Here is a 23,616-nt window from a genome sequence, read left to right on the forward strand (position 1 = left end):
AGGCCCGGCTCGTCCTCGTCGGATGTCGAGCGACACCAGCACGAATCGCTAACCTCGTGCTCCCGAAAGTCGCCCAGCGGGATGATGTGGAGCTGTTCAGGGTTCATCCGGCGCCCCGTCTTCAATGTCTTCCACCGGCCCGGCGGGCAGGTGCAGGTCGTCGCGGCGGTTGGTCACATACCGGGTGGTGTATGGCGGGATGTTGGACGTGGTTTCGTAGCCGACGACCTCGAAGGCGATGCGCGCCGGGTTCGGGCCGTCGCCCAGCAGCACGTAGATCACGTCGTTGGTGCGCACGTCGAACCACTCCGCGCTGCCCGACGGGCCTTCCGGTTCGATGAGGAAGCGGAACTCGTCGATGCCACCCGTGTTCGCGTCCTTCCTGTCCATCATCGGCGACGCCCCGAAGGGATCCGCCGGCAAGGCGTAGCCGTTGCCGACGTAGGCGTACTCGAACTGCTCTTCGTCGCCGGTGTTGAGCACGGCCAGGCCGCCCAGCGTCGGGTTGCCATCCACCGTTTCCTCGCCGGCGCCGGAGCGCGTGACGCTCTTGCGGAAAAGCTGGATGTTGAAGGCGTTGGGGTGATTGACCACGACATTGCGGGCCATGCGGTTGATTGCTTCGGGCACGTTGTTGAGCATCGCTCTATCCCTTCTGATTCTGTTGGGCCTGGGCCAGCAGCTTCATCACCTGATCGGGCGTCATGCCGAACTGGGCGGCCAGGGTCTTTGCCGACGACTGCACGGCGCGGCGGGTTGCGGTCGCCTTCCTCTTCGGCGGTGGGGGCGCTGCTTTCTTGGCGGCTCGGACAAGCGCGGCGCGCTCCCGTGCGCGCTGGCGCTGGCGCATGGTGGCTTCCACGTCGCGGATGCGGGCGGCAGGTTTCCCGGCCAGCTTTTCGGCCTCTTCCTGGGACATCTGCACGCTCACGCGGTTGTTGTCCTGGGCGCGGGCCTTGTCGATCAGCCGGGCGAGGAAGTTCTGGATGGAAGGTGAGGATTCCACCTCGGCCATGACGCGCAGAATGTGCTTGCAGGCGACGCCGTGCAGGTTCGGGTTGCGCACCTTCGGGTAGCCCGTCTCGTCGCGCCCGGCGTTGAACTTGCCGATGGTGGCGATGTATCGGAACCAGTAGCGCCAGCGCCCGCAGTCGCACTCGATGCGCAGCGGTTCCTTGCGCATCCACGCCGCCGACTTCTTACCATCCCCGCGCGCACCGGAGGCGGCGGAGGCGTAGGACAGAAAATCGACGATGACGTGGTGGTGCGACACGTCGGAGTTCGGCCCGGCGTTGGTCATAAACCGCACCTTGCTCCCGTAGGCGGCCACCGGGACGGCGGTGCGAATCTCCGCATTGGCGCGCGCGCGGTCATCGGGCAGGGACAGGTCAAGCACCTGCCGGGCGCGGATGCCGCCCTTGTAGCGGCCCTGGGCGACACGGACGTTGTGGCGGAACTGCGCCAGGTCGTCATGCGTCAGGGGGCGCACATTCCCGCCCATCGTCGTCATCAGCATCCGGTGGGCGTCGTACTCGCCCTGCACGTCCTTGGCGTTGAGGATGACGGACTTGGGAGATTCGCCGGCGGCGCGGCGCTGGGCGGCATCTTCGGCGGCGCGGGCCTTCTGGTCGGTCGCGGAGCCGCGCAGCTTGGGCAGCCAGCCGCTGGGGCTGGAACCACCACTGGATCGGCCCGTGGGCTTCTTGGTCGCCATGCCTACGCCCCCGCCCAGGACGGCGCGCCAGCTTCGCGCAGGTCGGCGATGGATTCAAACCCGACGCGGCGCTTGATGGCGATGAGCTGGCCCTCGTTCGGGAGCACGATGCGCTTCTGGGGAAGCGGCTGGTCGATGCTGTCCAGGCCGGCGGCGGCCATGACCGTCAGGTATTCGTCGCGGCGGCCATAGACGCGCTGGGAAACCAGCGTCAGGTCGAGGGCTTCGTCCGGCTTCGTCTCGTAGTAGATGGCCGTAGTGTCCCAGGGCTTGACGCTCTCCGCGAACTTGCGGACTTCGCGGTAGAAGGACTTGGCGGCGCGGGTGTCTTGGTCGAGCATGGCCGGGCCTTTCAGATGGTCAGGATGCCGCCCCCGGCCAGGTGCCGGAAGGCTTCAGCCATGCGGACGGTGCTTTCCACCGTGTCGGAGCGCAAGGCGTACAGGCAGGTCGCCAGCGCGGCCACCTGCGCGCACGTCACGCTGGCGTTGATGCGGTACTTGGGGCCGCTGGTTTCGATGCCGTCCTGCTCGATGGCATTGCTGGGGTTCGCCCGGTTTGCCCGGTCGCCGAACACCAGGCGCGGGGCCTTTCCGTCCGCCGCCACGCCGTTCTTCAGGGACTGGAAGGCGGCGATGGCAGGCAGCAGGTCGGCATCGGTGAAGAGCTTGTCGCGGGTAATGTCCGGCACGTTGGTCAGGATGGTGCAACCCTCGCGGCGGTCGGCGCGGTATCCGGCCTCGGCGCTCACCACCAGCACGCGGGCGTCGGTGTCGTAGGCTGAAAACAGGCTGCACGGCTGGCCGCCGTAGCCGGTGAAGGTCGCCTGAATCTGGATCATGCCCCGCCCCCTTCGCCGCCGGCGTCAGGCGCGGACACGCCGTAGGGTCGGATGTCGGTCGCGCCGCCGTTCGGCCCGGCTTCGCGGCTGGTGATGCCGATTTGCTGCACCACGGGGTAGCCGGCAGGATCCGCAGCGTCGCCCGGCGTGCCCTTGCCGTCGTTCGGTTCGCCAGCCTTGGGAGCGTCGAAGAGCGGGATTTCCGCGCGCAGGGTGATGTCGATGGCGAGTACCGTCAGGTTCTTGGCCTCGGTCGGGATGTTCATGGCTGGCACGTCGGGAAGCTCCACCTGCACGGGCCAGTCCATCGGCTGGCTGGCGAAGGCGTAGCGCGCCGTGAATCGGCGGTTCGGTGTGGCATCGAGGAACAGGCCGAATTGCGCGGCCAGCGAATGCGCGGTTGGTTCGTCCGTGGCGAAGATGACGATCTGCGCCCGGATGTCGCCAGCCACGGCGCGCAGGCCGAACATGCGCTCCTTCGGGTCGGTGGGGATGATGACCATTTCCCGGTCGGCCACCTGGCGGGTGTAGTCGCGCCCCGTCGGGGTGTAGTCCTTCGCCAGCGCAACGAGGATGGCGGGCATGTCAGGCGGGCGCGTGGGAGCGTCGTGGATGTCGCTGCGCATCCAGAGGGAAAGCATGTCCTCGGCAGCGTCGATCATGCGGGACGGCGCCCAGGCGATGCTCTTTGCCACCCCGCGCGTGACGTAGCTTTCCAGCGGCTTCGTGGTCGGGACGAGGGTCGCGTAGAAACGGCCCATGAACAGGCCGAAGGCTTCCTTGACGGGTTGGAGCATGGGCGCGGCCTATCAGCGGGTGAACTTGCCGATGAGCCGGCCATACAGCGGGTCGGCGGGCGGCTCTTCCTGCTTCGGCTCCACGAAACGCGGCAGCGCGCCGGCGCTATGGAAGGCGGCCATGTCGCGCGCCATGCGCTCGCTCACGCCACCGGCCAGCACCAGCGGGGCAATCCCGGCGGCGTCCAGCGCCACACCCGCGTCGATGCCCTTGGCGGCCAGCATGGACAGAAGCTGCTCGTTCTCGGCGCTCAACCGCTCGATCACCTCGCAGGCCCGCTCGCGCTCGCTATTCGCGGCGTCCAGCAGATGGGCCATGCCGCGCAACTGCTCGTCGTAGATGGCGGCCTCGATGTCGTCCAGCGTCATGTCGCGCACGTCGTCCAAGGTGTAGCCCCGGTTCGTGCTGTAGTTCGGTTCCAGCACGTAGTCGAAGCCGAAGAACTCGGGCCGGGTCTGGTCGATGGCGGACGAAAAGCCGCCGGTGCGGCTGGCGTACAGCTTCGCGGCCACTTGGCCGGAATCGGTATCAAGGAACTCGGCCTGATGCTCGATGGTGCCGTCGTCGTGCGCGCGCAGTAGCGTGGTCACGAGGGCCGGTTCGACGATGGACGGCTTGCCGCCTTCCAGTCCGCCCTCGGCAGGGTTCAGGCCGAACTTGATGCGCGGCCAATGGCCGTAGTAGCCCTGCATGTCGCGGTTGCGCACGCGCTCTTGGCAGGCCGGGCCGTTGATGGCGGCGACGATGGCGCGGATGTTGAAATGCCGCTCCTTGCCGCGATACTGCCGGCCCCGCTCTTTCAGGTTGTAGGTGATGACGTTGGTTTGCATGGGGAGCCCCCTTTCTTCACTCGCCTGATGGTAGGTCGTGGGCGTCGCCGGGCAGGGTCGCTTTTTCCCGTTCTTGCGGGCTACCTGGTCTTCATCCTCACCTCAAGGCCGCGCAGCAGGCGGTGGGCGGTATCGTGGTTGCAGCCGCCGATGAACTTGCAAACGTCCTCGGCGGTCGGGCTGATTTCGCTGTTTTCCAGCGCCGCGTAGAGCCGTTCCACCATGTCGGCGTCGTCCGGCTGGCCGTGCCGCGCGACGGTCTGCCCGGCCAGCGCCGCCACCCACAGCAGGGAGCCCAGCACCTCAAGCAGCATGGCGATCACCACACCAGACCACGTATTCAAAGCCTCGATGGGCAGGCCGGTCACGGCGGTCACGCGCGCCACCACGGGATCCACCTCGGCCCCGGCGGCTTCCTGGTCGGTCAGCGCGGTCAGCCGGGCGCGCAGGTCGTTCGCCCTCTTGCCCTGGGCCAGCTCGATTTCCAGCGCGACGCGGCGCTGGGGGTCTTTCGTGCCGGCGAGGATGCCCGCCACGGTCGCGGCGGAGCGGGCCTTGTTCTGGGAAAGCTCGGCCTCGATGGCGGCGCGCTGCTCCTGCATGGCGCTGGCCTTGGCGGATGACGCGGCCCGGCCCTCGGCGGCGCCGTGGCTGGCATTGGCGAAGAACCAGATATGCCCCCAGAGCGCGGCCAGGAAGCAAAGGCACCAGACCGGCCAGACCACCAGTCGGGAGAAGCGGCCTAGCAGCGCGGGAAGCAGATGCACGGCCAGCACGATCACGGACGACAGCCCGGCCAGCAGCCATCTATCCACCTCCGCGCCGGCGCGCTGCCATGCGCTCACGACGGCCATAGACACGGCCAGGCCAGTGACGGCCACGGCAAAGATGCGGGTAATTGCGTCCTTCATCATCGGGTTTCTCCTACACGTCGGCGAACATTTCGGCGGCCTTCTTCGATACCTCGTCGGTCAGGCTGTTCGTCAATTCCCCGGCGCTGTCGCTCACCATGTAGGTAGCGCCTTCGAGGTATGCAAAGCTCATGGCGTCGATCAAGTCAGGGGACTTGATGCCCTCGCGCCGCATGTCCTCCTTGGACATCATCACGTAGCGCAGGCCGCCGGCCTCGCTGAAGTGGTACGGCAGCCGGGAGCCCTGGTCGATGATCTTCTCGCGCAGCTTCTTGGAAATGCCCTGCGGCAGCACCACGCGGCCCTGCCGGACGGCATCACGGAAGCGCACCATCGCGCACGCGCGCAGGTTGTAGAACCGGCTCTTGTATTCGTTCTTGAAGCAAGGGATGCCCCAATTCACCCGAACCACCGTGGCGCCGGAACGCTCGATCAGCTTGCACACGGTCGCGCCGACGCCGCCAGCATCCACGTACAGCGTGGCGTTGGACAGCTTGCCCACCAGATTCACCAGGTCGCCGGCCAGGTCGATTTCGTTCTTGTCGTTGGCCGCGATGGGGATTTCGATGTATTCCACGCGGCGCGCGTCCGGCCCGTGGTCGGTGTCGCCGATGATCTTGGCGACGATGGCAACCGAATCGTCGCGGTACTCGCCCAAGGCCACGTCGGACAGCACCACCAGGCCGAAGGGTTCGTCGTCGGCGATCAGCTTGCGCGGCTCGAAGGCGGCCTCGATGTCGGCGCGGGTCAGAAGGACATTGCTGCTGCTTTGGGCGAACAGGCCCAGCACGCGGATCTGGTATTCGACGGAACTGCGCCCGCCGCTCTCGTTCGCCCGCTCGCGCAGCCATTGGGTCGTGACGAAGGGCGACAGCTCGGAATTGAAGCGCAGCGCGTGCCAGCTTCCCCCGTTCTCGCGCTTCAGCGTGTGGTGCGAATCGTAGAAGCGCCCAGCGTTGCGCGCCCCCTGCGACGCCATGAGCGTGCGGTTCCCGCCCTGGGTCTGGGTGCCGTCGATCACGTCGAAGTGGTCGTCGGACACGCCGGCTGCTTCGTCGATGATGATGAGCTGCCAGTAGCGGTGCTTACCCGCTACCCCGATGGCCTCGCCCTTCTTCATTGCGATCTGGGTGATGAACCACTGCTCGGCGAACCCATTCACATGCACGCGGGTCTTCGTGATGGTGAAAAAGTCGTTCAGCCAGGCGTGCGGCCCGTTGGCGATGGCGATGCGGGCATCCTGCATTTCCTTCCAGATGCCGTCGGCAACCTGCTGGATGAACGGCGCGCCGATGTAGGTGTTGCTGCCCACCTCCACCTTGCCGTCATAGACCGCCACAGGGAAGCAGAGCAAGTGCCAGAGCGCGATGCGCGCGAAGCTGGCCGTCTTGCCGGTGCCGGTGCCGGACACCACGGACACCTTGGCATTCTCCGGCGTGATGGCCTGGAACAAATCCATCTGGTCGGCGCTGGGCATGAAGCCCGTCACCTCCACGGCGAAGCGCAGCGGGTCGGCGTGATACCGCTCCACGAACTCCGCGTAGCGCGGGTCTTCCAGCAGGTTCCGGTTCCTCTTCTTGGCCGCCATGATGCGCCTAGCTGCCCGTGGATTCCGGCTCTTGCAGCGGCTGCCCGTCCTCACCGCCGCCCGCCGGCGTGGCATCCTCGATCAGGCCGCGCTCGGACAGCACCGCCGCCTGCCGCGTGCGCGCCTGGTGCATCTTGTCCTCGTAGATGCGGTAGAGGTCTTCGCCCGACACCATGTTGATATTGACCTCGACATCCTTCTCCTTGAACAGGCCCAGCGCGCGCGCCAGGTTGTCCATCGCCTTCTCTTTGGACAGCATCAATACCTCGATGCCCTCCTTGCCCACCTTGACGCCGCAATAGACGAGGCGCGCCGCCGGCGACAGGTTGCGGGTGTCGTTGAAGAACACTTCCTCGATGCCGTGGCCGTGGCACTCCGGGCAGTCCTCGTGCGGGGCCTTGCGCTTGTCATACCAAGCGTCGGTGTAGTCAGGGAACTCGCCGATGTCGTCGGCACTGTCCGCCTTCTTCCGGCGGGCGCGCTCCCGGTCGTGCTTCTTCTTGGCCTCTTCCAGGCCGGACGGGGTGTATTGCCGGGCATGGCCCTCGCCCCAGCAGTACGGGCAACAGACCCGGCGAAGCTGGGAGATTTCGTTCGCGTCGAACGTGACGATGGCGGCCCACAGGCGCATGAGTTCGTCGCCGTCGATTCCCAGCCGGCGGGCGCGGGCCGTGGCGAGGGTGACGATGGCCTGGCTCACCTTCGGATTTTGTAGAAGCTGCCAGCCCTGCGTCATCGCGCTCTTGGGGCTGTATCCGGCCCTGATTGCCGCTGCCGATGCGTTCCAATCCACAAGGTATTCGCGCACGAAGATTTCTTGCTGGTCGGTCAGGTCGGCGAACACTCCGAACTCGTCCGGGTCGCGCTCCACGGCCTGCATGGTCGTAGCCGGCAAGGTTTCGATGGTTTCTCCGGCGATGGTTTCGCCCTTCTCGGAAACCATGCGGCCAGAAACCTTTGCCTTCGGCTTCCCGCTCTTGCCGGTCTTTGCTTTGGTTTCGATGGTTTCGGGCGTAGGTTTCTCGCCCGGCAGGTGCAGCGGGGACTTCTTCAGCCAGCCGTCGGCGGTCGCGCGCTTGCGCACGGCAGGCGCGGAGACGGGCAGTTCCATTTCGGCCACCAGCCAGGTGTAGCCGTCGCGGGGGTCGTTCTCCCACTTGGCGCGAACAGCAGTCCACTTCTGCGGGGAGAGCTTCGGGGGTGCAGCCATACGGATCTCGTCTTCTTCAAGGTCAGAGCGCCAGGCTCAATTGATGGGTCTGCGGGGCGGCGACGGCACACTCCATGCGGAACCGCTCCATCTTGGTCTTCGCCGCCTTGGCGGAATCGCTGGCGCGCTCCACGGCGGACACCAGCCGGGAGCCGGCGCGCATTTCCTCGAACGCGGGGTTGAGCTCGGCGAACCGGGCCAGGGCGACGCTGGCATCCTCGGACGCGGCCAGCATGACGGCCACGGCATCGGTCAGGGTCTGCACCCGGTCATGCAGACGCTTGAGGGTTTCCATGTCCCGCTGGCGCAGCTTGTCGAAGGTGTCGAACATCCAGGCGGACACTTCCCGCTCTTGGGTCATCCGGGCGCCCACCTCCCAGTCATCGGTAGCACCGAACAGGAAGTCCACGGACACCTCATACACGCGCGCTGCGCGCACGATGAGCCACAGTGGCACGGAGTTGGTATCCGTCGCCAGCTCCACCTTCGACAGCTTCGAGGGGTTCGCATACCCCAGACGACGCGCTGCCGCGCTCTGGGACAGGTTGCACAGTTCCCGCGCCGCGCGCATCCGGGCACCGATGGTCTTGACCGCCGCCGCCTGCTCTTGGCGCGTGGTCAGGGACATGGTTTTCTTCTCTGTTGCCATCGTTACACCCTCCTGATAGTCCAGCCGCCGCCCGCCTTCTTCGCCTGCTTTTGGCAGAGGAAGAACCGGAACGGGAACATGCCGGCGGCCACCTTCAATTTCAGCCACCCGTCTTCGCGGATGAATCCGCCCTTCGTTTCATGCACCTCCAAGGCCCCGTCGGCCAGCATCACCAGGAAGTCCGGCGTGTAGCGCGTGTTGTCCGCCAGCTTCAGGGTCATGGCTTCGTAGGCCCACCACTGGATTTCCCCGCTCACGCGGCGGGCTTCCAGCATCTGGGCGTACTCGGCCTCGGTCTTGTTCATGTCGGGCTCGCGCACAGTGCCCGTGGCCACGGGGAGCGCGACGGCCTGTCCGCCTTCGGCCACACCGGCGCGGGCGGGCTCCGCCGCGCGCTTCTGGTGTGCGGCAAGCTGCTCTTCCGTCCAGCGCAAGGTATTCGCGGCCATCAGGCAGCCTCCCCGCGTTTTTCCAGCCACGCGCGGCGCGCGCCCAGGGTCTTCTCGTCGGCCAGGCGGAACTGCGCGCACTGGCGGGGATACACCGACGACGGGAAGGACGACGTGCTGGGGCTCATGGCGCAGAGGCCGAAACCCAGGCGGCCCATCTGCCCGGCATCCTTCATCCGGTAGTGGCCGCAGTCGATGCACTTCACGGTGTCGTCGGCATTTACCGGCATCCGGCCCCCAGTCGTTCGATGGTCATGGCGAGCAAGTCCAGCTCGGACAGCCGGTAGGTGCGCTCGAAGGCGTTGGTGCCCAGCCCGTGCAGGCCGCTCTTGCCCTGGTGGTGCTCCGGGCACAAGGGCACGGTCAGGAAGTTGCTGGCGCGCTGGCTGGCCCCTTGCCCCTCGCGGATGTGATGCACCTGCGCCGGCGTGGCGCCAAGGCCAAGGTGATCGCAGAGGACGCAGCCCAGCGCGGCGACGCGGCCCATGTGGCGCTTCTCGGCGGCGGTCGGGGCGCGCTTCATTGGTCGAACCTCATCAGCTCATTGACGACGCGCTCCACCTCTTCCTCGCTGGCGTAGCCGGCGGCCTTCAGCACTCGATCCCAGACCACCGTGAGCACGGCGCGGAACACCTGCTCGAACCGCTCATCGTCCATGCTGGAAAAGGACAGGCTTTCGGCTTCCAGCCGCAGCTCGCCGCGCACGTTGTAAACCGGCTTGTAGAACCCGGCCAGGATGGTCATGTCCTTGCGGAACCGCTCGAAGTCCTTGGCGACGGGCAGTCCCTTGTATTCCAGGGGCGTGACCGGCTCCCAGACCTCGAAGGCCAGCTTGAACAGGGCGAACGCCTTGCGGTGGAACTTGACGTTGCGCGCCTTGCGCACCGTTGCGCGCACGCCCTGGCCGGCCTTCAGCTTTTCGACGAAGGCGGCGGCCTCCGCGTCCGCCGGCGCCAGCGCGCCGTTGAGGGTCTTCACCAGAACCACGTCGCTCATGGTCAGGCTCCAATCCGCGTGCGGTAGGTCACGATGTCGCGCGCCGTCCAGGGGCTGCAACCGAACAGGCGGCCCAGAACGCCGTAGCCCTTGCGGTGCTCGCAGTTGCTGGCCTGCCAGCCGTGGTACACGGCGCGCATTTCGCGCACCTTGGCGTCGGACAGCCGGGCCTTGTGGTGCTTCTCGCCGGGCTTAGGCATGGTCGCCCCCTTTCCGATGGCTGGGCCAGTCAAAGACGACGGACTGGCCGCCGTCCTCGCGCAGACGGTCGAACACCCGCTCGCCCAGGTAGGACTTGATGCCCGGCACCACGCGCCCACCCTCTTCGGCGTCGTCCAGGGCCAGGTTCGACATGAGGATGGTCGGGCGCCGGCGCTCGTACCGCTCGTTCAGGATGTCGAACAGCAGCAGTTTTTCGGTGTCAGAGCCGAACTGCACGCCCACCTCATCGAGGATCAGCAGGTCGGGGAACACCAGCGCGGCGATGGCCTCGCTCTCGCTCTCCCGGCTGTCGCGCCCCCAGGTGTCCTTGACGCGGCGCACCGCGCGCATGACCGTGGTGAAGAGCACGGCGGCGCCGTGGTGCTCCATGACTTCCAGGCCGATGCCGACGGCCAGGTGCGTCTTGCCGGTTCCGGGCAGGCCGATGAACAGCGCGGAGCGGCCCGTCTTGCGGATCTCGCCGAACTGGGCGGCGTAGGCGATGGCGAAGTCCAGCGCGCGCTTCTGTCCGGGCAGTTTCGCCGCGTAGGTGGCAAGGCGGCGTTCGCGGAACCGCTCGGGGATGCCGGCCTCGCCGATCTTGCGCTGCCAGCGGGCCACCGCATCGGCGCGCACCTTGGCGTCAGCCTCGGCCTGCTCGCGGGCCTTCTCTTCGGCGGCGCAGGTCGGGCAGGCCGTCCAGGCGTTGCCCAGGAAGCAGCGCGCCTCGAACGGGCCGTGCGTCGCGCAGGTGTCCTCGCGGGTCAGCGGCGGAGTGTGGAAGCCGGAATGGATGGGTTTCGCGGTCGTGGCGGTCACAGTGCGCCTCCTTGGCCGTAGTTGCGGTTCTCGTAGCCGCCGTGGGTGCCGGTCGCCGCCGGGCCGCGCGCGGCACTACCCTCTTGGCCCTGCTTGGCGTACCAGGTCGCCCGGAAGCCCTGCCACGAGTTCGTCGCGGACACGCGCACGGCATCGGCGGGGGTGATGCCGGCCTTGGCGGCCTCGGCCTTCACGTCATCCCAAGCGGTTTGCGTCAGAGGGGCGCGCTTCGCGGAACGCACCTTCAGCCAGTCCTCGGCATGCTTGCGCTCCACGCCCTCGGCAACCAGCTCGCGCACGCCCAGCGCACGCGGCAGACGGTCGGCACCCTTGCCGCCTTCGGCAGCAGGCGCAGCAGCACCGCCAGGCTGTCCGGGTTCAGCAGGCAAGCCTTCGCCGTCAGGCCCAGGGGCCGAAGGTGCAGGCGCGCAAGCGCCCCCTGTATTCCCGTCAGGGAATACAGAAGAATCTTTATCTGTATCTTTATCTAGCGTGACATCGCGTGACGCGACGTGACCACTGCCATTCCCAGCAGCTTCGCGGGCCTGCTTTTCGCGCTCGCGCTGGGCCTGCTTCCTCTCGGCAGCGGACTTTGCGCCGGTTTCCGGGTTGCCCGCATCCTCGCGTTTCGGCTGGCGCTTTTCCCAGCCGGACAGGCGATCACCGTCCAGCACGCGGCCCTGCATGGCCTTGAAAATCGCCTCGATGGCCTCGTCCGTCACGTCGAGCGCGCTTGCCACATCTTCCGCCGTGACAGTGACGTGACCGCGCGTGACATTTCGTGACGCATCCACCATCAGATGCAGGGCAACCGACAGAACAAGGGAAATAGGCTGGCCGGAAGTGCGCGCGACGGTACGCCACTTCGGGTCATTGGGCATGTCATGCCACAGCCTGAACCACTCAATAGCCGCCATGCAGCCCCCCATTGCTGGCAGCGAAAGCCGCGTTGAAGCCGGGGGCGCCCCGGAAGCGTTGCGCCGCCGCAATCAGGTATTCCCGGCACCGCTCCGTAACCAGCCAGCGCCGGTTATTCAGCTCGGCACCGCGCCCGGTCGTCGCCCATCCACCAAACGGATCCACGATCAGGTCGCCGACCTCGGACAGGAAACGGACGAAGTGCTCTGCCAGCTTGACCGGCATCAGCGCCGGATGGGCCGGCAGGTCGTGCCGCATCGCAAAGTCACGCGCGGGTTGCTGGTCTGGGTCGCGGTGTGGGACGGCCAGCACGTTGCGGGCGATAGCGCCCTCGGTCGGCGCGCTGAAACTGCCCTCGCGCACCGTGTAGGCTCCGCCGGCGTAACGGGCGTACTGCCGCACGCCACCAGCGTCCATGAACCTGCGGTGCTTGTCGGTGTGCTCGCGCAGGCAGCGGCGATTGTCGGCAATCACCAGCTCCGGGTCATTGGTGAACCACAGCACATGCTCGTAGGCCGTGTTGTGATGCACGCGCTTGATCGAGGCCCATTGCACGGGGCCGGGCGGCTTCGTCGGGTTGTGCCAGACGAAACGCTCCATCAGATGCAGGCCCAGCTTGTCGTGCAGCGCCAGGGTCAGCCGTTCCAGGTAAAGCGAGCGCGCCGGGGATCCAGGCACGAAAATATCGTTACCAAGGTTCAGCACCACGCTACCGCCGGGCCGCAAGTGCGCCACAATGGGCTCAAGAATCGGCAGCAGCCAGTCAATGTAGGCGGTTTGGTTGGCATTGCCGTAGGCGCGTTGTTTCGCCAGCGGGTACGGCGGCGAGGTAAAGGCCAGTGTGATTTGCTCGCCAAGTCCAGAGAACACATCCTCGGCATTCGCCCAGAGGGCGCAGCCAAGGTCGGTAGAGAACGCCAGCAGGATGGAGCGACGCGGTGCCGGCGTCAGCTCCTTCTTCGCATCACCGCTCAAGCGCCAGGTGCCACGATCAACCCGTTCCAGAACACCAAGGTGCTTCAGGGTCTGTTGGTGCCAGCGCACCTTGCGCTCGAACAGGTTGTAGCTCTTGCCGGACTTGCCTACGGGTGCGCGCGCGTCAAGCGCCGCCTCGGGGATGTCGAGCTGTAGGGCAAGCTGCTGGAAAAGCTCGCGGTTCGTCAGGTGGTCACGGCCAACAAACGGCGCCAGCACGTCTTCGGCGGAAAGGCCCTTGATGTCATCCATCTGCGGCTTCATTCAGCACCCCGCAATCGGATGAACGCGCCCGACAGGCCGCACGCGGCCAAGGCTTCGGCATTGGCCTTGCCAAAGGCGATCAGGACGGATGGGGCGCCCGAATTTCCGGCACGCCCCCCCCCCAGGAAGCCTGAACGACAGGCGCCCACGCAGGAACAGCATGGCGTCGGCCTTGGGCCAAACGTGGTCTTGGAAGACAGCGGTTTCGGTGCGCGCAAACACCAGGGCAATAGCGTTGCCGTGGGCGGCGCAGCGTTCCAGCCACAGGGCCGCGTGCGGGCCATAGGGCGGGTTGCACCAGACACGGCCAGCCCATTCGCGGGTCAGGCCGTCGTCGCGGATGGTGAATTGCTGGCGTGCCGTGCGCCACGGCTGAAACTCGCTCGCGCAGGGGTCGAGGTCGAACTCGCCCAGCGTCGCCAGTAGTTCGGGCGGGGTCAGCCAGTCGTGTGTCGTGGCGGTCGAGCCGGATTCTCCGGTTTCAAACAGGACGTTCAAGCCTGGCCCTCCGCCTGTTTGCCGTTGCCGGGTGCATAGAGGCGTCCGCCGGCGGTTCCATGCCCGCGCACGCGCGCGCAGGTTCCCGCCACGCGGATGTCTCCGTTGCGGATGGCCTTGGCGTAGATGGAACCGAAAGCCCGGTCGTCCTTGGGGCGGATGCCAGCGGCGCGCGCGGCAAGCGTCACCTGCTCGCCGGGCACGCTGCCCAGCGCGGCTGCCTGCTCGCGCACGTAGGCGACGATGAAGGCATAGGCCCGCTCGCCGAAGCTGGGGTCGGCGGACGTGGCCGCGTCGAAGGAAAGCTGCATCTGCTGCTCACCCAGGCGGCGCGCGGTGGCGGCGCGGCGGGCGTGCGAAGGATGTTGCAGGGTTTCGGTGTTCATCATGGCATCCAGCTCCTACACGTCGGTCGGCCCGATCTGGATGCGGCGCGCCGGCTGGGCCTGCTCGGCGGGTGCGTGGGATTCCGTGGCCGGCGTACTGACGAAGCGCGAACGCTCCGGGCGCGTGGCGCGGTAGGTGGTCTGGCTCATGCCATCGCGCACGGCCTGCTCGGGCTGCACGCCGTCAAGAACGGTGGTCGGGGCGCTGGTCATGGTCAGTTCCCCCGGATGGCCTGAAGAAGCTCTCCACTGGCCTTCATCAGCGCCAGCAGCAGCGGTTCCAGCGTGCGGCGCTCGTCGCCGTCGAAGCGGCCATCCATCGCGGCCTCGGATCCGGCGCCGAACAGCTCGGACGACGCCTTCACCAGGGACAGGAACAGCTTGACGGCCTCGGCAGGCGGACGGGCTTCCAACTCGAAGTCCATAGGAACCTGCCCGACGAGGTGGGCCAGCGCGAAGATGGCGCGCTTGGCTTGGGCCACGACGACGATTTCGAGGATGACGCTGAAGGACGGCGGCGGGGCCTCGTGGTCGGGGTTGATGCCGTTGGCGAGGGTGTTGCCGTTCATACCCATCGTTTCGGCGATGGCGCGGACGCCGCCGGGGTATTCCTTGGCGTCGGCCTGAAGGGCCAGAAACAGGGCGCGGTGAGCTTGTTTGATGGGGCGGCGCATTGGCGAACGTCTCCTTTTTTTCGTCTAGTCCCGCGCTTGGCGGTGGTGGAAACTGGCTTCGTCGAAAGAAAGGAAACCCGTCATGCAGCAGCCTCGCTTCCAGTCGTCTCGTTATTTGCAGCAGCGCCAGAGCCGCGCAGGTAGGCCCAATCAACGTCAGGGCGCAGCTCTTCGCACGTCACGGCACCGCCCGTGGCCTTCTCGATGGCCGGGCAGCGTTCAGCGGGGATGGGCCGGGTGTTGTTCGCCCACTGGGAAATGAGCACGGGCGCAACTTCGAGCGCCCGCCCAAGGGCGGCAGCCCGTCCGCGTTGCTGATCGATGTAGGTTCGCAGGTTCATGCTGCGAATAATAGCACGGTGCTACACAAAAGCAATAGCACCGTGCGTCTTCCAATAATTAGCAGGGTGCTATGGAATAGAGGGTATGAGAACAATAGAAGAGGTACGTCACGATTGGCTCTTGCGGCTGGTTGAAAAGCACGGCACGGTGGCCGACCTGAACGCCGCGCTGGGCCGCACGCGCACGGACGCAACCCTCACCCAAATCAAGAACAAAGCGCCCAATACCCGGACTGGGAAGGTCAGGAGCATGGGCAGCGACCTCGCGCGCGAAATCGAAGAAAAATTAGGGATGGAGCGCGGAACCCTCGATCACGAGCCGAAAGAAACTGCTCAAGTCGGTGATGCGCAAGGGCCTTGGACGGCCTACGAGCGCGCGGACGAGGTGCGCCGAGAGCTGGTCAATGCCGTCCTCAACATCGGCAGCGCGCCGCCGTGGCTGGATCCGTCGGCAGTTAAGTTCCTCGTTGGAATGACGAAGGAAGCTGCCGACAGTTTCAGCGCCGAGAGAAAAAAGAAACCCGCCGCCTAAGCTGACGCTCGTATGGTCGAGGGGAACGTAGTGCAAGAAAAAATCGAAGTCGCCACCGATGACATAGAAACCATCCTGCGCTTCATGCTGGGCTTCTATCACATCAACACGGGCGCCGCCGACGACCTGTTTAATATCGAGCCGGCGCACCGCGAGCGCGTCGTGGAAACCGGCATGGCACGCACCGTCGCCCAGCTCGCCAAGCTGGGAATCCCGTGCATCGAAGGAAAGCTGCGCGGCGGCTCCCTGGTCTTCCTGGGCGACCCAGACCTTGAAGCACACAAGGCACTGTATGGGCCGGGCACCATCTGCGTGTTGGAGAAGCACATGGCCCAGCACGATGAGCGCGCCCTGCTCGATGGGTTCGAGGCCAGGGTGAGGCTGGATGGCTCCGACACTTGGCTATGTGTCGGCATCAGCCCCACGGCAGCCTTTGAAGATGAAGATGAAGAGCCCGAAGAGGAAGAGCCGCCGATGCTCCCTCCGCCATCCACCATGCACGACATCAACCGCGTCGCAGTCATTGCGGCAAGTGCCGATGGCTTCGGTGTCGTAGCGCGAAACCGCGAGCTACGCGCCGACTTCGTGCGCCCTATTGCGCAGAGCGAGTTGCCTGAATCGGAAGAGTCCATCGTCCAGGCCATCGCGCAACAGGCCGTGACGTTCTGGGAGTTCGGTGTGGTGCCGATGCGCGCGAAGGAATTAAAATCGAGCGGAAAGAAGATCGCCGAGATTGCAGAAGCCCTTGGCATCACCAAGCAGCGCGCCGAACGCGCCGTGGGCATGGAAATGAAGCTCACGCTCATTGAGAAGATGGCAGAGTATCAGGCCAAGAACGAACAGAAAGGAATCGCACCATGACCATGCTTCGCACCGCGCTCCTTGCCGCCATGCTGCTGGCCGGCGTAGCGCAGGCCGCACCACCCGCGCTGTCCGATCAGCAAATATCGACGATTGCCGGGATGATGTTCCAAGCCTACGCCGAGGGTGGCGTGCCCCAGATGTTCGCCGACGAAATGAAGTGCTGGGACGACGCATCGAAGACCAAGCGCGCCGACAAAAACGTGGTGGCCGCCTGCGCCACAGCGGCAATGTCCGGCGGCCTGATCGAGGCATCATTTGCACGCAAGCAGCGGCGCGGCCCGAGTCCGCAGTACGCCGGCGACGCCATCCGCGCGCGCATATCCGACCTGTCCGGCTTGAATCCCGACGTGCTGCAATCCCTATCCGATGAAACCCTGCGGCCAGGCGTACCCGCCATGCTGACCGGCCTACAGGGCGCCGGCATGAGATAGCCGCCTCTCCCTCCCGCCCCCGCACCGCCCAGAAGCCCGGCCATTTGGCCGGGTTTTCTTTTGTCGAAAAATTTAGCACGGTGCTATTGACAATGAAAAGCACGGTGCTATCATTCGCCTTACTGAAGCGCGCAACAGCAGGCAAATGCAGAGCGCGGTGCTCCTTAAAAACTTGGTGGATGAACAGAGGCGAGGCCCCTTCGCAAGAGGCGCGGCGACAACCTCCTACCCCGTGGCGCGCACGGTAGAAGCAAAAGTGCGCGAAACCCGAATCTCCCTGGGGGAGTGGCCCGTGGGGCTGCGTTGAAACCATAGGTTCGGTTTGCACGTTCGCTATTTGCGAACTGCGAACGCCCACCCGTCCGTGGCGCAGGTAACGACGGGCAGAAGTGAAGTCCCTGCAATCAGGCCCCGCGAAGTCGGGGCGAGCCGCCCGTGACAGCGGGCATAGCAGGGGCGCGGCGCGCGCACTACGTCGCATCAATGCCGCAACCGGCCAGGCCCAGCGTCTGGCCGGAGTGATGCCCTGGCAACAGGGCCATCACCACCGCCGATTGCACCCAGTCGCCGGTGCTGATGCTCCCCTCAACCACAACCGAAAGGCCAACCATGCAAATTGACGCCAGCCCCATCGCCATGAAGGCGGTCGAATCCTCGCGCATCGCCGAGATCGGCCACAACGCCGAAACCAACACCCTCGCCATCCGCTTCAAGCGGGCCGACGGCAGCCACGGCGCGCTGTACCACTACGGCAATTTCAACGCCGAGGAATTCGCCACCTTCGACAGCGCCGAATCGCTGGGCACGCACTTCAGCCAGCACATCAAGAAGGAAACCGAGAAGCACCCGTACCTGCGCGTGGCCGAGCCGCCGGCGAACGCCGAGGCCGCCACCGCGTAATCCATGCCCGCGCCGCCGCGCGATAGGCGGAGGGACGACGCCAACAGTCGCACCCCGGTGAAAGGCCGGGGCCATCAAGAGGCGCCCTGGGCAAATCCAGCGCCGACCAACCCCAGAGCGAAGCACCCACGGGCAAGTTGGAGCCCGTCTCCGGGGCGCCCCTTGATGGCGGTCGCATGACCGAATCCCCTACCCGTGAGGACGGGTAGGCGGCGGACGAGCCCCGATGACGCCTGCCAGCCAGGCCGAGAAAAGCGCGCTTGCAAATGGTGCAGGTAGCCCGACCGCCATCAGCATCATCAACCACCGGAGCAAAGCCATGAACCGAAACCAGTACGAAGTTGCCCGTCGCGCGCGCGTCGAACGAGAGGTTCGCGCCAGCTCCGGCCCCGAAGACAGCGAAGCCGACATCCAAGAAATGATCGAGGACGCCATCGAAGAAGAGTTGCGCGCCGAGGCGCACGACCGCGAGGAAGACCTGGCGATGTTCGGCAGCCCAGAGGACACGCCCTGCATCCAGTCGGCGGACATCTGGGGCACGGGCGAAGGTCAGTACCACGGCTTCATCGGCTGACGCACCGCGAGGCACAGAACATGCGCATCAACATCTACAGCCAGGAACTGACGGACGAAGTGCTACGTGTCGAAAAGCCGAGCAACACCGGCGTCACGTATCACGCCGTCCAGTTCATCTTGCACAGCAGCGACAGGCTGCACCACCCGCCGCAGGACGACGACCGGAGCGCCGTGACGTTCTGGCTCCCCAAGTCGTCGGCACGCCGGGAACAGCTTGCAAAAGCCTTCGATGAAGCGGCGCGCATCGTGCGCACCGCGCCGCCCGAAACCGGGCTCGATTGACCGAATTGCGGCGTAGAGCAGTTGGCAGCTCGCCGGCTTCATAAGCCGGAGGTCGCTGGTTCGATTCCAGCCGCCGCTACCACCTTCCGACCCCACTGACAGGCTGGACTGGGAATCAAACCGGGCGCATGTCTGTTCGACCAGCCGGAGGTCGTGGAAACCGGAACGAAAGCGGATGCTGGCCTGGGATTGCTTCGGCGGTCGTGCGCAGCCAGACGCAGCGAGTAGGACGCGAGCCTGAACGCGCACAGGCCCATGCCGGACATGGTGAAAGCCGGAATCCCGCTCCTGCCCATCAAGCACCCCATCAACGCAAAGGACATCAACATGAGCCAAATCGGCATCGTCTTCGGCAAAAAGCACGCGCCCTGGACGCGCATCGACAACAGCGGCGCCATCGTCACCCCGGACGCCAGCTTCTTCAGTAACCACCCGACCTTCGCCGGCATCGCCGACGAGGAAATCGACGGCCAGAGCATGGTGCGCGTGCCGGCCTTCTACTACCGCTCCGACATCGTGCGCGACGGCCCGCTGCTGGGCAAGAAGGCGCTCTGGGTGAGCGACGAACCCGCCGAAGGCTACGCGCTGCATCCGGCCTTCCGCAACAACGGCGCCGACCTCGCGCAATACTGGCTGGGCAAGTACCAGGGCACGCCGGACGGCGACGACAAGCTGGGCTCGCAAGCCGGCCTGATGCCGCTGGCACGCATCGACTTCCCCACCATGCAGGCGCGCGCCGCCGCGCGCGGCGAGGGCTGGATGTTGTGGAGCATTTACCAGCTCGCGGCCATCCAGGCGCTGGCGCTGATCGAGTGCGGCACGCCCAACGTCAAGTCCATCCTGGGCGAGGGCTACATCGACGGAAACGGCGTGCGCAAGGTCGATGACGCCGAGGTGGTGCAGGCGGCCTACCGGGGCATCACGGGCCTCTGGGGCAACGTCTGGCAGATGCTGGACGGCTTGCAGACCGGCGCGAACCGCGAGTTCCTCATCTGGGACAAGGACGGCCACCGCAACCTGCTCAATACTGGCATCGAAGCGCCGGAGCATGGCTGGATCCACAAGCGCCTGCGCAACGTCGGCGAGGGATTCGACCTGGGTGCGGCGTTCGTGCCCAAGAAGACCCGCGACGAGCAAGAGGACGCGGCCTACGGCAACTACTCGTGGTTCTGGTCTGGCGGCGTGGCGTACCACGGCGGCAATTGGGGCGACGGCGCGGCCGGCGGGCTCTTCTGCCTGTACGTCTACAGTCCCGCGTCGCACGTCAGCACGACTGTCGGCGGTCGCCTCGCAAAGGTGTAATGGGTCATGTCGGCATGTGTCATGTATCCGGGCGAGCCTGCCGAGCAGGCCGCCCGGTTTTTTCGCAGCGCGAAAAATGGCACTCCGGCGATCACGGCGGAAGTGCTTAGGCTCCTTCTGCACTATGACCCCTACACCGGCGTCTTCGCCTGGCGCGCCCCCCCCAGTCGAACCGCGCTCCCGCCGGAAGCCCGGCAGGAACAATGCGAAACGGCTACGTCCGCATCCGCATCGCGGGAAAGGACTACAACGCGCATCGCCTCGCCTGGCTCTACGTGTTCGGCGTCTGGCCTGAAAAGCTGGTCGATCACATCAACGGCAGGCGCGACGACAACCGCATCGGCAACCTGCGCGAGCTCTCGAACACCGAGAACCAGCAGAACCGCCGCCGCGCTGCGCGGCACAGCAGCACCGGCCTGATAGGCGTCAGCCAAGGCCGGCGTGAGGGCACGTTCCGCGCCCACATCACGCTGAACCGGGAGCGTCAATTCCTGGGCCACTTCTCCGACCCATTGCAGGCCCAGCAGGCGTACATCGACGCCAAGCGGTGCCTGCATCCGTTCGGAACCATCTGAAAGGGAAATCCATGAGCACACCGCAGGCTGCGGCCTTGGCGGGCGACTTCGCACGCCCCAAGCCGCTCATCAAGTGCCAGGTCAAGGTGACGACCACCACAGGCGCGCGCTTCCGTTACGCCGCGCTCTTCGCCAGCACCTGCGACGCCGCCATCGACGCGCTCGAACGGTTCGGCATTTCCAAGATCAGCGTGGAGCCGGCCCGATGAAGAAGACGCTGAAGCTGCTGGCCGATTTTCACTACTACCTCAAACGCGGGTACGGCATCCGCAAGTCCTGGCGTCTCGCCAAGGTCACGCTGTAACCGCCGCCCATCCATCCCATCATCAAGGAAAACACATGGACAACATGCAACAGGGCGGCGCGCTCGCTGCCCGTCAAGAGTTCGGCGGTTCCGCCGTCACGCTCGCCGCCACCGAAACCGCATCCGCCTACGTGGCCGCCCAAGCAAAGGCTGTCGTCGAAGCGCGCTATGTCATGGCGCTGCGCCGCCCGCGCAACTGGGATCAGGTGCGCCAAGACCTGCTCAAGGAGTGCCGCCGCCCCAGCTTCGCGCACAACAAGAGCGCCTACTACCGCAAGCCCATCGGCGACGGCGTGGAAGGTCTGGGGATCCGCTTCGTCGAAGTCGCGCTGCGCTGCATGACGAACGTCCTGGTGGAAACCACCATGATCTTCGAGGACGAGAGCAAGGAAATCCACCGCGTCAGCGTGACCGACCTGGAATCCAACCTCACCTACCCGCTCGACGTGCGCGTGACCAAGACCGTCGAACGCTCGAAGCCCGCCGACGACGGCAGCTACATCAGCGTGCGCAAGAACAGCTACAACCGCAACGTCTATACGGTGCCCGCCACCGACGACGACCTGCTGAACAAGCGCGCGGCGCAAATCTCCAAGGCTATCCGCACGCTGGGCCTGCGCATCATCCCTGGCGACATGCAGGACGAGGCCGAGGGAATCATCAAGGCCATCCGCCTCGACGAAGCCGCGCGCGACCCCGACACCGAGCGCAAGCGCATCGCCGACGCCTTCAACGAAATCGGCGTCAAGGCCGCCGACCTGACCGAATACCTGGGCCACACGCTGGACACCTGCTCGCCTGCCGAGCTGGTGAATCTGCGCGGCATCTACGGCGCCATCCGCGACGGTGAATCCTCGTGGAAGAGCGTCATGGAGAACAAGGCCGAACAAGCTGGCAAGAGTGCCGGCACTGGCACGGGCAATACCGGCGGCGCGGGCACGGGCGGCGGGAAGGCCCTGCCGACGTGCAGCCCCGAGAACTTCGCCAAGAAGTCGGCGGGCTGGAAGAAGCAGGTCGAAGCCGGCAAGCCGGTGAATGACCTCATCGCCATGATCGAAACCAAGGAACTGCTCACGCCCGACATGAAGATGGAGATTGCGGGCTGGGCCACTGCTGGGGGTACTCAAGAATGAAAATCCATGACCTTCAACAAGGCAGCCCCGAGTGGCAAGCCTTCCGCCTGACCCACCACGGCGCCAGCGAGGCCGCCGCGATGCTGGGCCTGTCGAAGAAAACGACGCGCTCCGAACTGCTGCGCATGAAGCACACCGGCACGCCCAAGGAGTTCAGCGACTGGGTACAGGTGAACATCCTCGACTACGGTCACGAAGTCGAAGCGATGGCGCGGCCCATCATCGAAGACCTGATCGGCGAAGACCTCTACCCGGTGACGTGCTCGAACGAGGACACCGGCGGCATTCTGTCGGCGTCGTGCGACGGCCTGACGATGGGCTACGACACCGCCTTCGAGCACAAGCAATGGGCCGCCGAACTGGCCGCTTCCGTCGCCGCCGGCGTGTTGCCCGAAGAGCACATGCCACAGTGCCAGCAAATCATGCTGGTGACGGGTGCCAAGCGCGTCATCTTCACCGTATCCGACGGCACGCCCGAGAACTGCGTGCATGTCGAAGTGCTGCCGGATCCTGCCTGGTTCGTTCGCATCGAGGCGGGCTGGGCGCAGTTCGACCGCGACCTGGCCGACTACGTGCTGCCCGAGGCGAAGCCGGTCATCGTCGCCGAGGTCGTGCAGGCGCTGCCGGCGGTGGCGGTGCAGATCAGCGGCGAAATCACGGTGCGGGACAACTTCAAGGTGTTCGAGGCTGCCTTGCGCGACTTCCTTGAAAACCGCCTCATCCGCGAGCCGGAAACCGACAAGGACTTCATCGACCTGGATGCGCAAATCAAGGCGCTGAAGAAGGCCGAGGACGCACTCAACTCCGCCGAGACGATGATGCTGGCGCAAATCCAGACCGTCGATGAAGCCAAGCGTCAGAAGGACATGCTCTACAAGCTGACGCGCGACAACCGCCTCATGGCCGAAAAGCTGCTGGAAAGCGAGAAGACACGCCGGCGCGCGGAGAAGGTGGAAACGGCCCGCAAGGCTTACGTCGCCCACGTCGCCGAGCTTCAGCGTGAAATCGCTGGCCTGCGCATGGACGTTGCCACTCCGGACTTCGCGGGCGCCATCAAGGGCCTGAAGACGCTGGAAAGTATGCAGGACAAGCTCGACACGGCTCTGGCGAACGGCAAGATCGCCGCCGAGCAACAGGCCGCCGACCTACGCACGAAGCTGGGCTGGATCGAGGCCAACGCCGCCGAATACCGCGCGCTGCTGGCCGACCTGCAACAGCTCGCGGCCAAGCCGTTCGACGACTTCAAGCTGGCGGTAACGGCGCGCATCGACGCGCACAAGAAGGCCGAGGCCGACCGCCTGGAAGCGGAGCGCGCACGTATCCGGCAGGAGGAAGAGGCCAAGGCGAAGGCCGAAGCCGAAGCGAAGCTGCGTGCAGAACAGCGGGCCGCCACGCCCGCCGTTCCGCTGGCCGACCCGACGCCCCAGGTTACGGCCAAACCCACCACCACGGCCCGGCCTTCCACCGCGCCGGCGGTATCCCGCGCCAACCCGGCGCCCACCAGCAAGAGCCGCCCCAGCGACGACGAAATCATCGACGTGCTGGCGCTGCATTTCCGCGTCCATGAATCCGCCGTGGTGGCCTGGCTGCTCGAAATCGACCTCGAAGCCGCCAGCCAGCGCATCGCCGACAGCATGGCCGCATAGGGGAAGTCC

At 65.9% G+C, this 23,616-nt stretch carries 34 protein-coding genes and 1 tRNA gene; 12 read left to right on the top strand and 23 right to left on the bottom strand.

Annotated features, from left to right (window positions below):
• Positions 1-96 precede the first annotated feature (96 nt).
• From AT302_RS15150 to AT302_RS27305, 23 genes are all read right to left on the bottom strand, one after another.
• Entirely contained in the window at positions 97-642 is a 546-nt protein-coding gene (locus AT302_RS15150; RefSeq protein WP_058379133.1) for a hypothetical protein, read from the bottom strand.
• A 4-nt stretch (positions 643-646) separates the two neighbouring features.
• On the bottom strand, positions 647-1,714 hold the full coding sequence (locus AT302_RS15155) for a hypothetical protein (RefSeq protein WP_058379134.1): 1,068 nt from the start codon (positions 1,712-1,714) through the stop codon (positions 647-649).
• A 2-nt stretch (positions 1,715-1,716) separates the two neighbouring features.
• Positions 1,717-2,055, bottom strand: coding sequence for a hypothetical protein (locus AT302_RS15160; protein ID WP_058379135.1), 339 nt, complete (start codon positions 2,053-2,055; stop codon positions 1,717-1,719).
• A gap of 11 nt (positions 2,056-2,066) precedes the next feature.
• Positions 2,067-2,555 (bottom strand): hypothetical protein, encoded by a 489-nt coding sequence (locus tag AT302_RS15165; RefSeq protein WP_058379136.1) that lies wholly within the window; start codon positions 2,553-2,555, stop codon positions 2,067-2,069.
• A complete protein-coding gene (locus AT302_RS15170; protein WP_064675090.1) occupies positions 2,552-3,352 on the bottom strand; it encodes a hypothetical protein in 801 nt (266 codons plus the stop codon). Before AT302_RS15170 ends, AT302_RS15165 begins: the two co-directional genes overlap by 4 nt.
• A 12-nt stretch (positions 3,353-3,364) precedes the next feature.
• The gene (locus AT302_RS15175) at positions 3,365-4,183 is read right to left on the bottom strand and encodes a hypothetical protein (protein WP_058379137.1); all 819 of its coding nucleotides are present in this window, start codon (positions 4,181-4,183) and stop codon (positions 3,365-3,367) included.
• Between the two features lie 80 nt (positions 4,184-4,263).
• A complete protein-coding gene (locus AT302_RS15180) occupies positions 4,264-5,097 on the bottom strand; it encodes a hypothetical protein (RefSeq protein ID WP_058379138.1) in 834 nt (277 codons plus the stop codon).
• Positions 5,098-5,107: 10 nt separating this feature from the next.
• Positions 5,108-6,682 carry a hypothetical protein gene (locus tag AT302_RS15185; RefSeq protein WP_058379139.1) on the bottom strand — a complete coding sequence of 525 codons (1,575 nt, stop codon included), beginning with the start codon at positions 6,680-6,682 and terminating at the stop codon, positions 5,108-5,110.
• 7 nt (positions 6,683-6,689) lie between these two features.
• On the bottom strand, positions 6,690-7,892 hold the full coding sequence (locus tag AT302_RS15190; RefSeq protein ID WP_058379140.1) for a terminase small subunit: 1,203 nt from the start codon (positions 7,890-7,892) through the stop codon (positions 6,690-6,692).
• Between the two features lie 22 nt (positions 7,893-7,914).
• Positions 7,915-8,541 (bottom strand): helix-turn-helix domain-containing protein, encoded by a 627-nt coding sequence (locus tag AT302_RS15195; RefSeq protein WP_058379141.1) that lies wholly within the window; start codon positions 8,539-8,541, stop codon positions 7,915-7,917.
• Between the two features lie 2 nt (positions 8,542-8,543).
• Positions 8,544-8,990, bottom strand: a complete 447-nt coding sequence (locus AT302_RS15200; protein WP_237171938.1) for a PDDEXK family nuclease — start codon at positions 8,988-8,990, stop codon at positions 8,544-8,546.
• Positions 8,990-9,220, bottom strand: a complete 231-nt coding sequence (locus AT302_RS15205; RefSeq protein ID WP_058379142.1) for a hypothetical protein — start codon at positions 9,218-9,220, stop codon at positions 8,990-8,992. Before AT302_RS15205 ends, AT302_RS15200 begins: the two co-directional genes overlap by 1 nt.
• On the bottom strand, positions 9,211-9,513 hold the full coding sequence (locus AT302_RS15210) for a Ref family recombination enhancement nuclease (protein WP_058379143.1): 303 nt from the start codon (positions 9,511-9,513) through the stop codon (positions 9,211-9,213). Before AT302_RS15210 ends, AT302_RS15205 begins: the two co-directional genes overlap by 10 nt.
• Positions 9,510-9,986 (bottom strand): DUF1367 family protein, encoded by a 477-nt coding sequence (locus AT302_RS15215; protein ID WP_058379144.1) that lies wholly within the window; start codon positions 9,984-9,986, stop codon positions 9,510-9,512. The genes AT302_RS15210 and AT302_RS15215 overlap by 4 nt, the downstream gene beginning before the upstream one ends.
• Before the next feature lie 2 nt (positions 9,987-9,988).
• Positions 9,989-10,186: a hypothetical protein gene (locus AT302_RS15220; protein ID WP_058379145.1), complete on the bottom strand. Its 198-nt coding sequence runs from the start codon at positions 10,184-10,186 to the stop codon at positions 9,989-9,991.
• A complete protein-coding gene (locus AT302_RS15225; protein ID WP_058379146.1) occupies positions 10,179-11,006 on the bottom strand; it encodes an ATP-binding protein in 828 nt (275 codons plus the stop codon). Before AT302_RS15225 ends, AT302_RS15220 begins: the two co-directional genes overlap by 8 nt.
• On the bottom strand, positions 11,003-11,887 hold the full coding sequence (locus tag AT302_RS15230; protein WP_058379147.1) for a hypothetical protein: 885 nt from the start codon (positions 11,885-11,887) through the stop codon (positions 11,003-11,005). Before AT302_RS15230 ends, AT302_RS15225 begins: the two co-directional genes overlap by 4 nt.
• A 22-nt stretch (positions 11,888-11,909) precedes the next feature.
• Entirely contained in the window at positions 11,910-13,163 is a 1,254-nt protein-coding gene (locus AT302_RS15235) for a site-specific DNA-methyltransferase (protein ID WP_058379148.1), read from the bottom strand.
• Positions 13,164-13,661: a phage N-6-adenine-methyltransferase gene (locus tag AT302_RS15240; RefSeq protein WP_237171939.1), complete on the bottom strand. Its 498-nt coding sequence runs from the start codon at positions 13,659-13,661 to the stop codon at positions 13,164-13,166. It abuts the gene before it with no gap.
• Complete coding sequence (locus AT302_RS15245) at positions 13,658-14,050, bottom strand: hypothetical protein (protein ID WP_058379149.1); 393 nt, start codon at positions 14,048-14,050, stop codon at positions 13,658-13,660. The genes AT302_RS15240 and AT302_RS15245 overlap by 4 nt, the downstream gene beginning before the upstream one ends.
• Before the next feature lie 12 nt (positions 14,051-14,062).
• Positions 14,063-14,260 (bottom strand): hypothetical protein, encoded by a 198-nt coding sequence (locus AT302_RS15250; RefSeq protein WP_058379150.1) that lies wholly within the window; start codon positions 14,258-14,260, stop codon positions 14,063-14,065.
• A 2-nt stretch (positions 14,261-14,262) separates the two neighbouring features.
• Positions 14,263-14,721, bottom strand: a complete 459-nt coding sequence (locus AT302_RS15255) for a phage regulatory CII family protein (protein WP_058379151.1) — start codon at positions 14,719-14,721, stop codon at positions 14,263-14,265.
• A gap of 80 nt (positions 14,722-14,801) precedes the next feature.
• Positions 14,802-15,062: a transcriptional regulator gene (locus AT302_RS27305; RefSeq protein ID WP_084656254.1), complete on the bottom strand. Its 261-nt coding sequence runs from the start codon at positions 15,060-15,062 to the stop codon at positions 14,802-14,804.
• Positions 15,063-15,147: 85 nt separating this feature from the next.
• On the opposite strand from AT302_RS27305, the gene AT302_RS15260 reads away from it, so the two are divergent.
• The 12 genes from AT302_RS15260 to AT302_RS15315 all read left to right on the top strand — a co-directional run bounded on the left by AT302_RS15260 (position 15,148) and on the right by AT302_RS15315 (position 23,607).
• Positions 15,148-15,594, top strand: a complete 447-nt coding sequence (locus tag AT302_RS15260) for a hypothetical protein (RefSeq protein ID WP_058379152.1) — start codon at positions 15,148-15,150, stop codon at positions 15,592-15,594.
• Positions 15,595-15,624: 30 nt separating this feature from the next.
• Positions 15,625-16,455: a hypothetical protein gene (locus AT302_RS15265; protein ID WP_157125797.1), complete on the top strand. Its 831-nt coding sequence runs from the start codon at positions 15,625-15,627 to the stop codon at positions 16,453-16,455.
• Entirely contained in the window at positions 16,452-16,889 is a 438-nt protein-coding gene (locus AT302_RS15270) for a hypothetical protein (protein WP_058379154.1), read from the top strand. Before AT302_RS15265 ends, AT302_RS15270 begins: the two co-directional genes overlap by 4 nt.
• Positions 16,890-17,498: 609 nt before the next feature.
• Complete coding sequence (locus tag AT302_RS15275) at positions 17,499-17,789, top strand: KTSC domain-containing protein (protein ID WP_058379155.1); 291 nt, start codon at positions 17,499-17,501, stop codon at positions 17,787-17,789.
• A 226-nt stretch (positions 17,790-18,015) separates the two neighbouring features.
• A complete protein-coding gene (locus tag AT302_RS15280; protein WP_058379156.1) occupies positions 18,016-18,363 on the top strand; it encodes a hypothetical protein in 348 nt (115 codons plus the stop codon).
• A 20-nt stretch (positions 18,364-18,383) separates the two neighbouring features.
• Positions 18,384-18,647 carry a hypothetical protein gene (locus tag AT302_RS15285; RefSeq protein ID WP_058379157.1) on the top strand — a complete coding sequence of 88 codons (264 nt, stop codon included), beginning with the start codon at positions 18,384-18,386 and terminating at the stop codon, positions 18,645-18,647.
• Positions 18,648-18,653: 6 nt separating this feature from the next.
• Positions 18,654-18,729 (top strand) — tRNA-Met (locus AT302_RS15290).
• A 173-nt stretch (positions 18,730-18,902) separates the two neighbouring features.
• Positions 18,903-19,949, top strand: coding sequence for a hypothetical protein (locus AT302_RS15295; RefSeq protein ID WP_058379158.1), 1,047 nt, complete (start codon positions 18,903-18,905; stop codon positions 19,947-19,949).
• A gap of 203 nt (positions 19,950-20,152) precedes the next feature.
• Entirely contained in the window at positions 20,153-20,524 is a 372-nt protein-coding gene (locus tag AT302_RS15300; protein ID WP_058379159.1) for an HNH endonuclease, read from the top strand.
• An 11-nt stretch (positions 20,525-20,535) separates the two neighbouring features.
• The gene (locus AT302_RS15305) at positions 20,536-20,733 is read left to right on the top strand and encodes a hypothetical protein (protein WP_042115626.1); all 198 of its coding nucleotides are present in this window, start codon (positions 20,536-20,538) and stop codon (positions 20,731-20,733) included.
• Between the two features lie 130 nt (positions 20,734-20,863).
• Positions 20,864-21,961 carry a hypothetical protein gene (locus AT302_RS15310; RefSeq protein WP_058379160.1) on the top strand — a complete coding sequence of 366 codons (1,098 nt, stop codon included), beginning with the start codon at positions 20,864-20,866 and terminating at the stop codon, positions 21,959-21,961.
• Positions 21,958-23,607, top strand: coding sequence for a YqaJ viral recombinase family protein (locus tag AT302_RS15315; protein ID WP_058379161.1), 1,650 nt, complete (start codon positions 21,958-21,960; stop codon positions 23,605-23,607). Before AT302_RS15310 ends, AT302_RS15315 begins: the two co-directional genes overlap by 4 nt.
• The last annotated feature ends 9 nt before the right edge of the window (positions 23,608-23,616 follow it).

Source organism: Pandoraea norimbergensis, assembly GCF_001465545.3.
Taxonomy (GTDB): Bacteria; Pseudomonadota; Gammaproteobacteria; order Burkholderiales; family Burkholderiaceae; genus Pandoraea; species Pandoraea norimbergensis.

What these genes read in the sequence shown, in the direction of transcription:
- AT302_RS15150 (WP_058379133.1), bottom strand. Translation starts at nt 642, where the DNA reads ATGCTCAACAACGTGCCCGAAGCAATCAACCGCATGGCCCGCAATGTC.
- AT302_RS15155 (WP_058379134.1), bottom strand. Translation starts at nt 1,714, where the DNA reads ATGGCGACCAAGAAGCCCACGGGCCGATCCAGTGGTGGTTCCAGCCCC.
- AT302_RS15160 (WP_058379135.1), bottom strand. Translation starts at nt 2,055, where the DNA reads ATGCTCGACCAAGACACCCGCGCCGCCAAGTCCTTCTACCGCGAAGTC.
- AT302_RS15165 (WP_058379136.1), bottom strand. Translation starts at nt 2,555, where the DNA reads ATGATCCAGATTCAGGCGACCTTCACCGGCTACGGCGGCCAGCCGTGC.
- AT302_RS15170 (WP_064675090.1), bottom strand. Translation starts at nt 3,352, where the DNA reads ATGCTCCAACCCGTCAAGGAAGCCTTCGGCCTGTTCATGGGCCGTTTC.
- AT302_RS15175 (WP_058379137.1), bottom strand. Translation starts at nt 4,183, where the DNA reads ATGCAAACCAACGTCATCACCTACAACCTGAAAGAGCGGGGCCGGCAG.
- AT302_RS15180 (WP_058379138.1), bottom strand. Translation starts at nt 5,097, where the DNA reads ATGATGAAGGACGCAATTACCCGCATCTTTGCCGTGGCCGTCACTGGC.
- AT302_RS15185 (WP_058379139.1), bottom strand. Translation starts at nt 6,682, where the DNA reads ATGGCGGCCAAGAAGAGGAACCGGAACCTGCTGGAAGACCCGCGCTAC.
- AT302_RS15190 (WP_058379140.1), bottom strand. Translation starts at nt 7,892, where the DNA reads ATGGCTGCACCCCCGAAGCTCTCCCCGCAGAAGTGGACTGCTGTTCGC.
- AT302_RS15195 (WP_058379141.1), bottom strand. Translation starts at nt 8,541, where the DNA reads ATGGCAACAGAGAAGAAAACCATGTCCCTGACCACGCGCCAAGAGCAG.
- AT302_RS15200 (WP_237171938.1), bottom strand. Translation starts at nt 8,990, where the DNA reads ATGGCCGCGAATACCTTGCGCTGGACGGAAGAGCAGCTTGCCGCACAC.
- AT302_RS15205 (WP_058379142.1), bottom strand. Translation starts at nt 9,220, where the DNA reads ATGCCGGTAAATGCCGACGACACCGTGAAGTGCATCGACTGCGGCCAC.
- AT302_RS15210 (WP_058379143.1), bottom strand. Translation starts at nt 9,513, where the DNA reads ATGAAGCGCGCCCCGACCGCCGCCGAGAAGCGCCACATGGGCCGCGTC.
- AT302_RS15215 (WP_058379144.1), bottom strand. Translation starts at nt 9,986, where the DNA reads ATGAGCGACGTGGTTCTGGTGAAGACCCTCAACGGCGCGCTGGCGCCG.
- AT302_RS15220 (WP_058379145.1), bottom strand. Translation starts at nt 10,186, where the DNA reads ATGCCTAAGCCCGGCGAGAAGCACCACAAGGCCCGGCTGTCCGACGCC.
- AT302_RS15230 (WP_058379147.1), bottom strand. Translation starts at nt 11,887, where the DNA reads ATGCCCAATGACCCGAAGTGGCGTACCGTCGCGCGCACTTCCGGCCAG.
- AT302_RS15235 (WP_058379148.1), bottom strand. Translation starts at nt 13,163, where the DNA reads ATGAAGCCGCAGATGGATGACATCAAGGGCCTTTCCGCCGAAGACGTG.
- AT302_RS15245 (WP_058379149.1), bottom strand. Translation starts at nt 14,050, where the DNA reads ATGATGAACACCGAAACCCTGCAACATCCTTCGCACGCCCGCCGCGCC.
- AT302_RS15250 (WP_058379150.1), bottom strand. Translation starts at nt 14,260, where the DNA reads ATGACCAGCGCCCCGACCACCGTTCTTGACGGCGTGCAGCCCGAGCAG.
- AT302_RS15255 (WP_058379151.1), bottom strand. Translation starts at nt 14,721, where the DNA reads ATGCGCCGCCCCATCAAACAAGCTCACCGCGCCCTGTTTCTGGCCCTT.
- AT302_RS27305 (WP_084656254.1), bottom strand. Translation starts at nt 15,062, where the DNA reads ATGAACCTGCGAACCTACATCGATCAGCAACGCGGACGGGCTGCCGCC.
- AT302_RS15260 (WP_058379152.1), top strand. Translation starts at nt 15,148, where the DNA reads ATGAGAACAATAGAAGAGGTACGTCACGATTGGCTCTTGCGGCTGGTT.
- AT302_RS15270 (WP_058379154.1), top strand. Translation starts at nt 16,452, where the DNA reads ATGACCATGCTTCGCACCGCGCTCCTTGCCGCCATGCTGCTGGCCGGC.
- AT302_RS15275 (WP_058379155.1), top strand. Translation starts at nt 17,499, where the DNA reads ATGCAAATTGACGCCAGCCCCATCGCCATGAAGGCGGTCGAATCCTCG.
- AT302_RS15280 (WP_058379156.1), top strand. Translation starts at nt 18,016, where the DNA reads ATGACGCCTGCCAGCCAGGCCGAGAAAAGCGCGCTTGCAAATGGTGCA.
- AT302_RS15285 (WP_058379157.1), top strand. Translation starts at nt 18,384, where the DNA reads ATGCGCATCAACATCTACAGCCAGGAACTGACGGACGAAGTGCTACGT.
- AT302_RS15295 (WP_058379158.1), top strand. Translation starts at nt 18,903, where the DNA reads ATGCCGGACATGGTGAAAGCCGGAATCCCGCTCCTGCCCATCAAGCAC.
- AT302_RS15300 (WP_058379159.1), top strand. Translation starts at nt 20,153, where the DNA reads ATGCGAAACGGCTACGTCCGCATCCGCATCGCGGGAAAGGACTACAAC.
- AT302_RS15305 (WP_042115626.1), top strand. Translation starts at nt 20,536, where the DNA reads ATGAGCACACCGCAGGCTGCGGCCTTGGCGGGCGACTTCGCACGCCCC.
- AT302_RS15310 (WP_058379160.1), top strand. Translation starts at nt 20,864, where the DNA reads ATGGACAACATGCAACAGGGCGGCGCGCTCGCTGCCCGTCAAGAGTTC.
- AT302_RS15315 (WP_058379161.1), top strand. Translation starts at nt 21,958, where the DNA reads ATGAAAATCCATGACCTTCAACAAGGCAGCCCCGAGTGGCAAGCCTTC.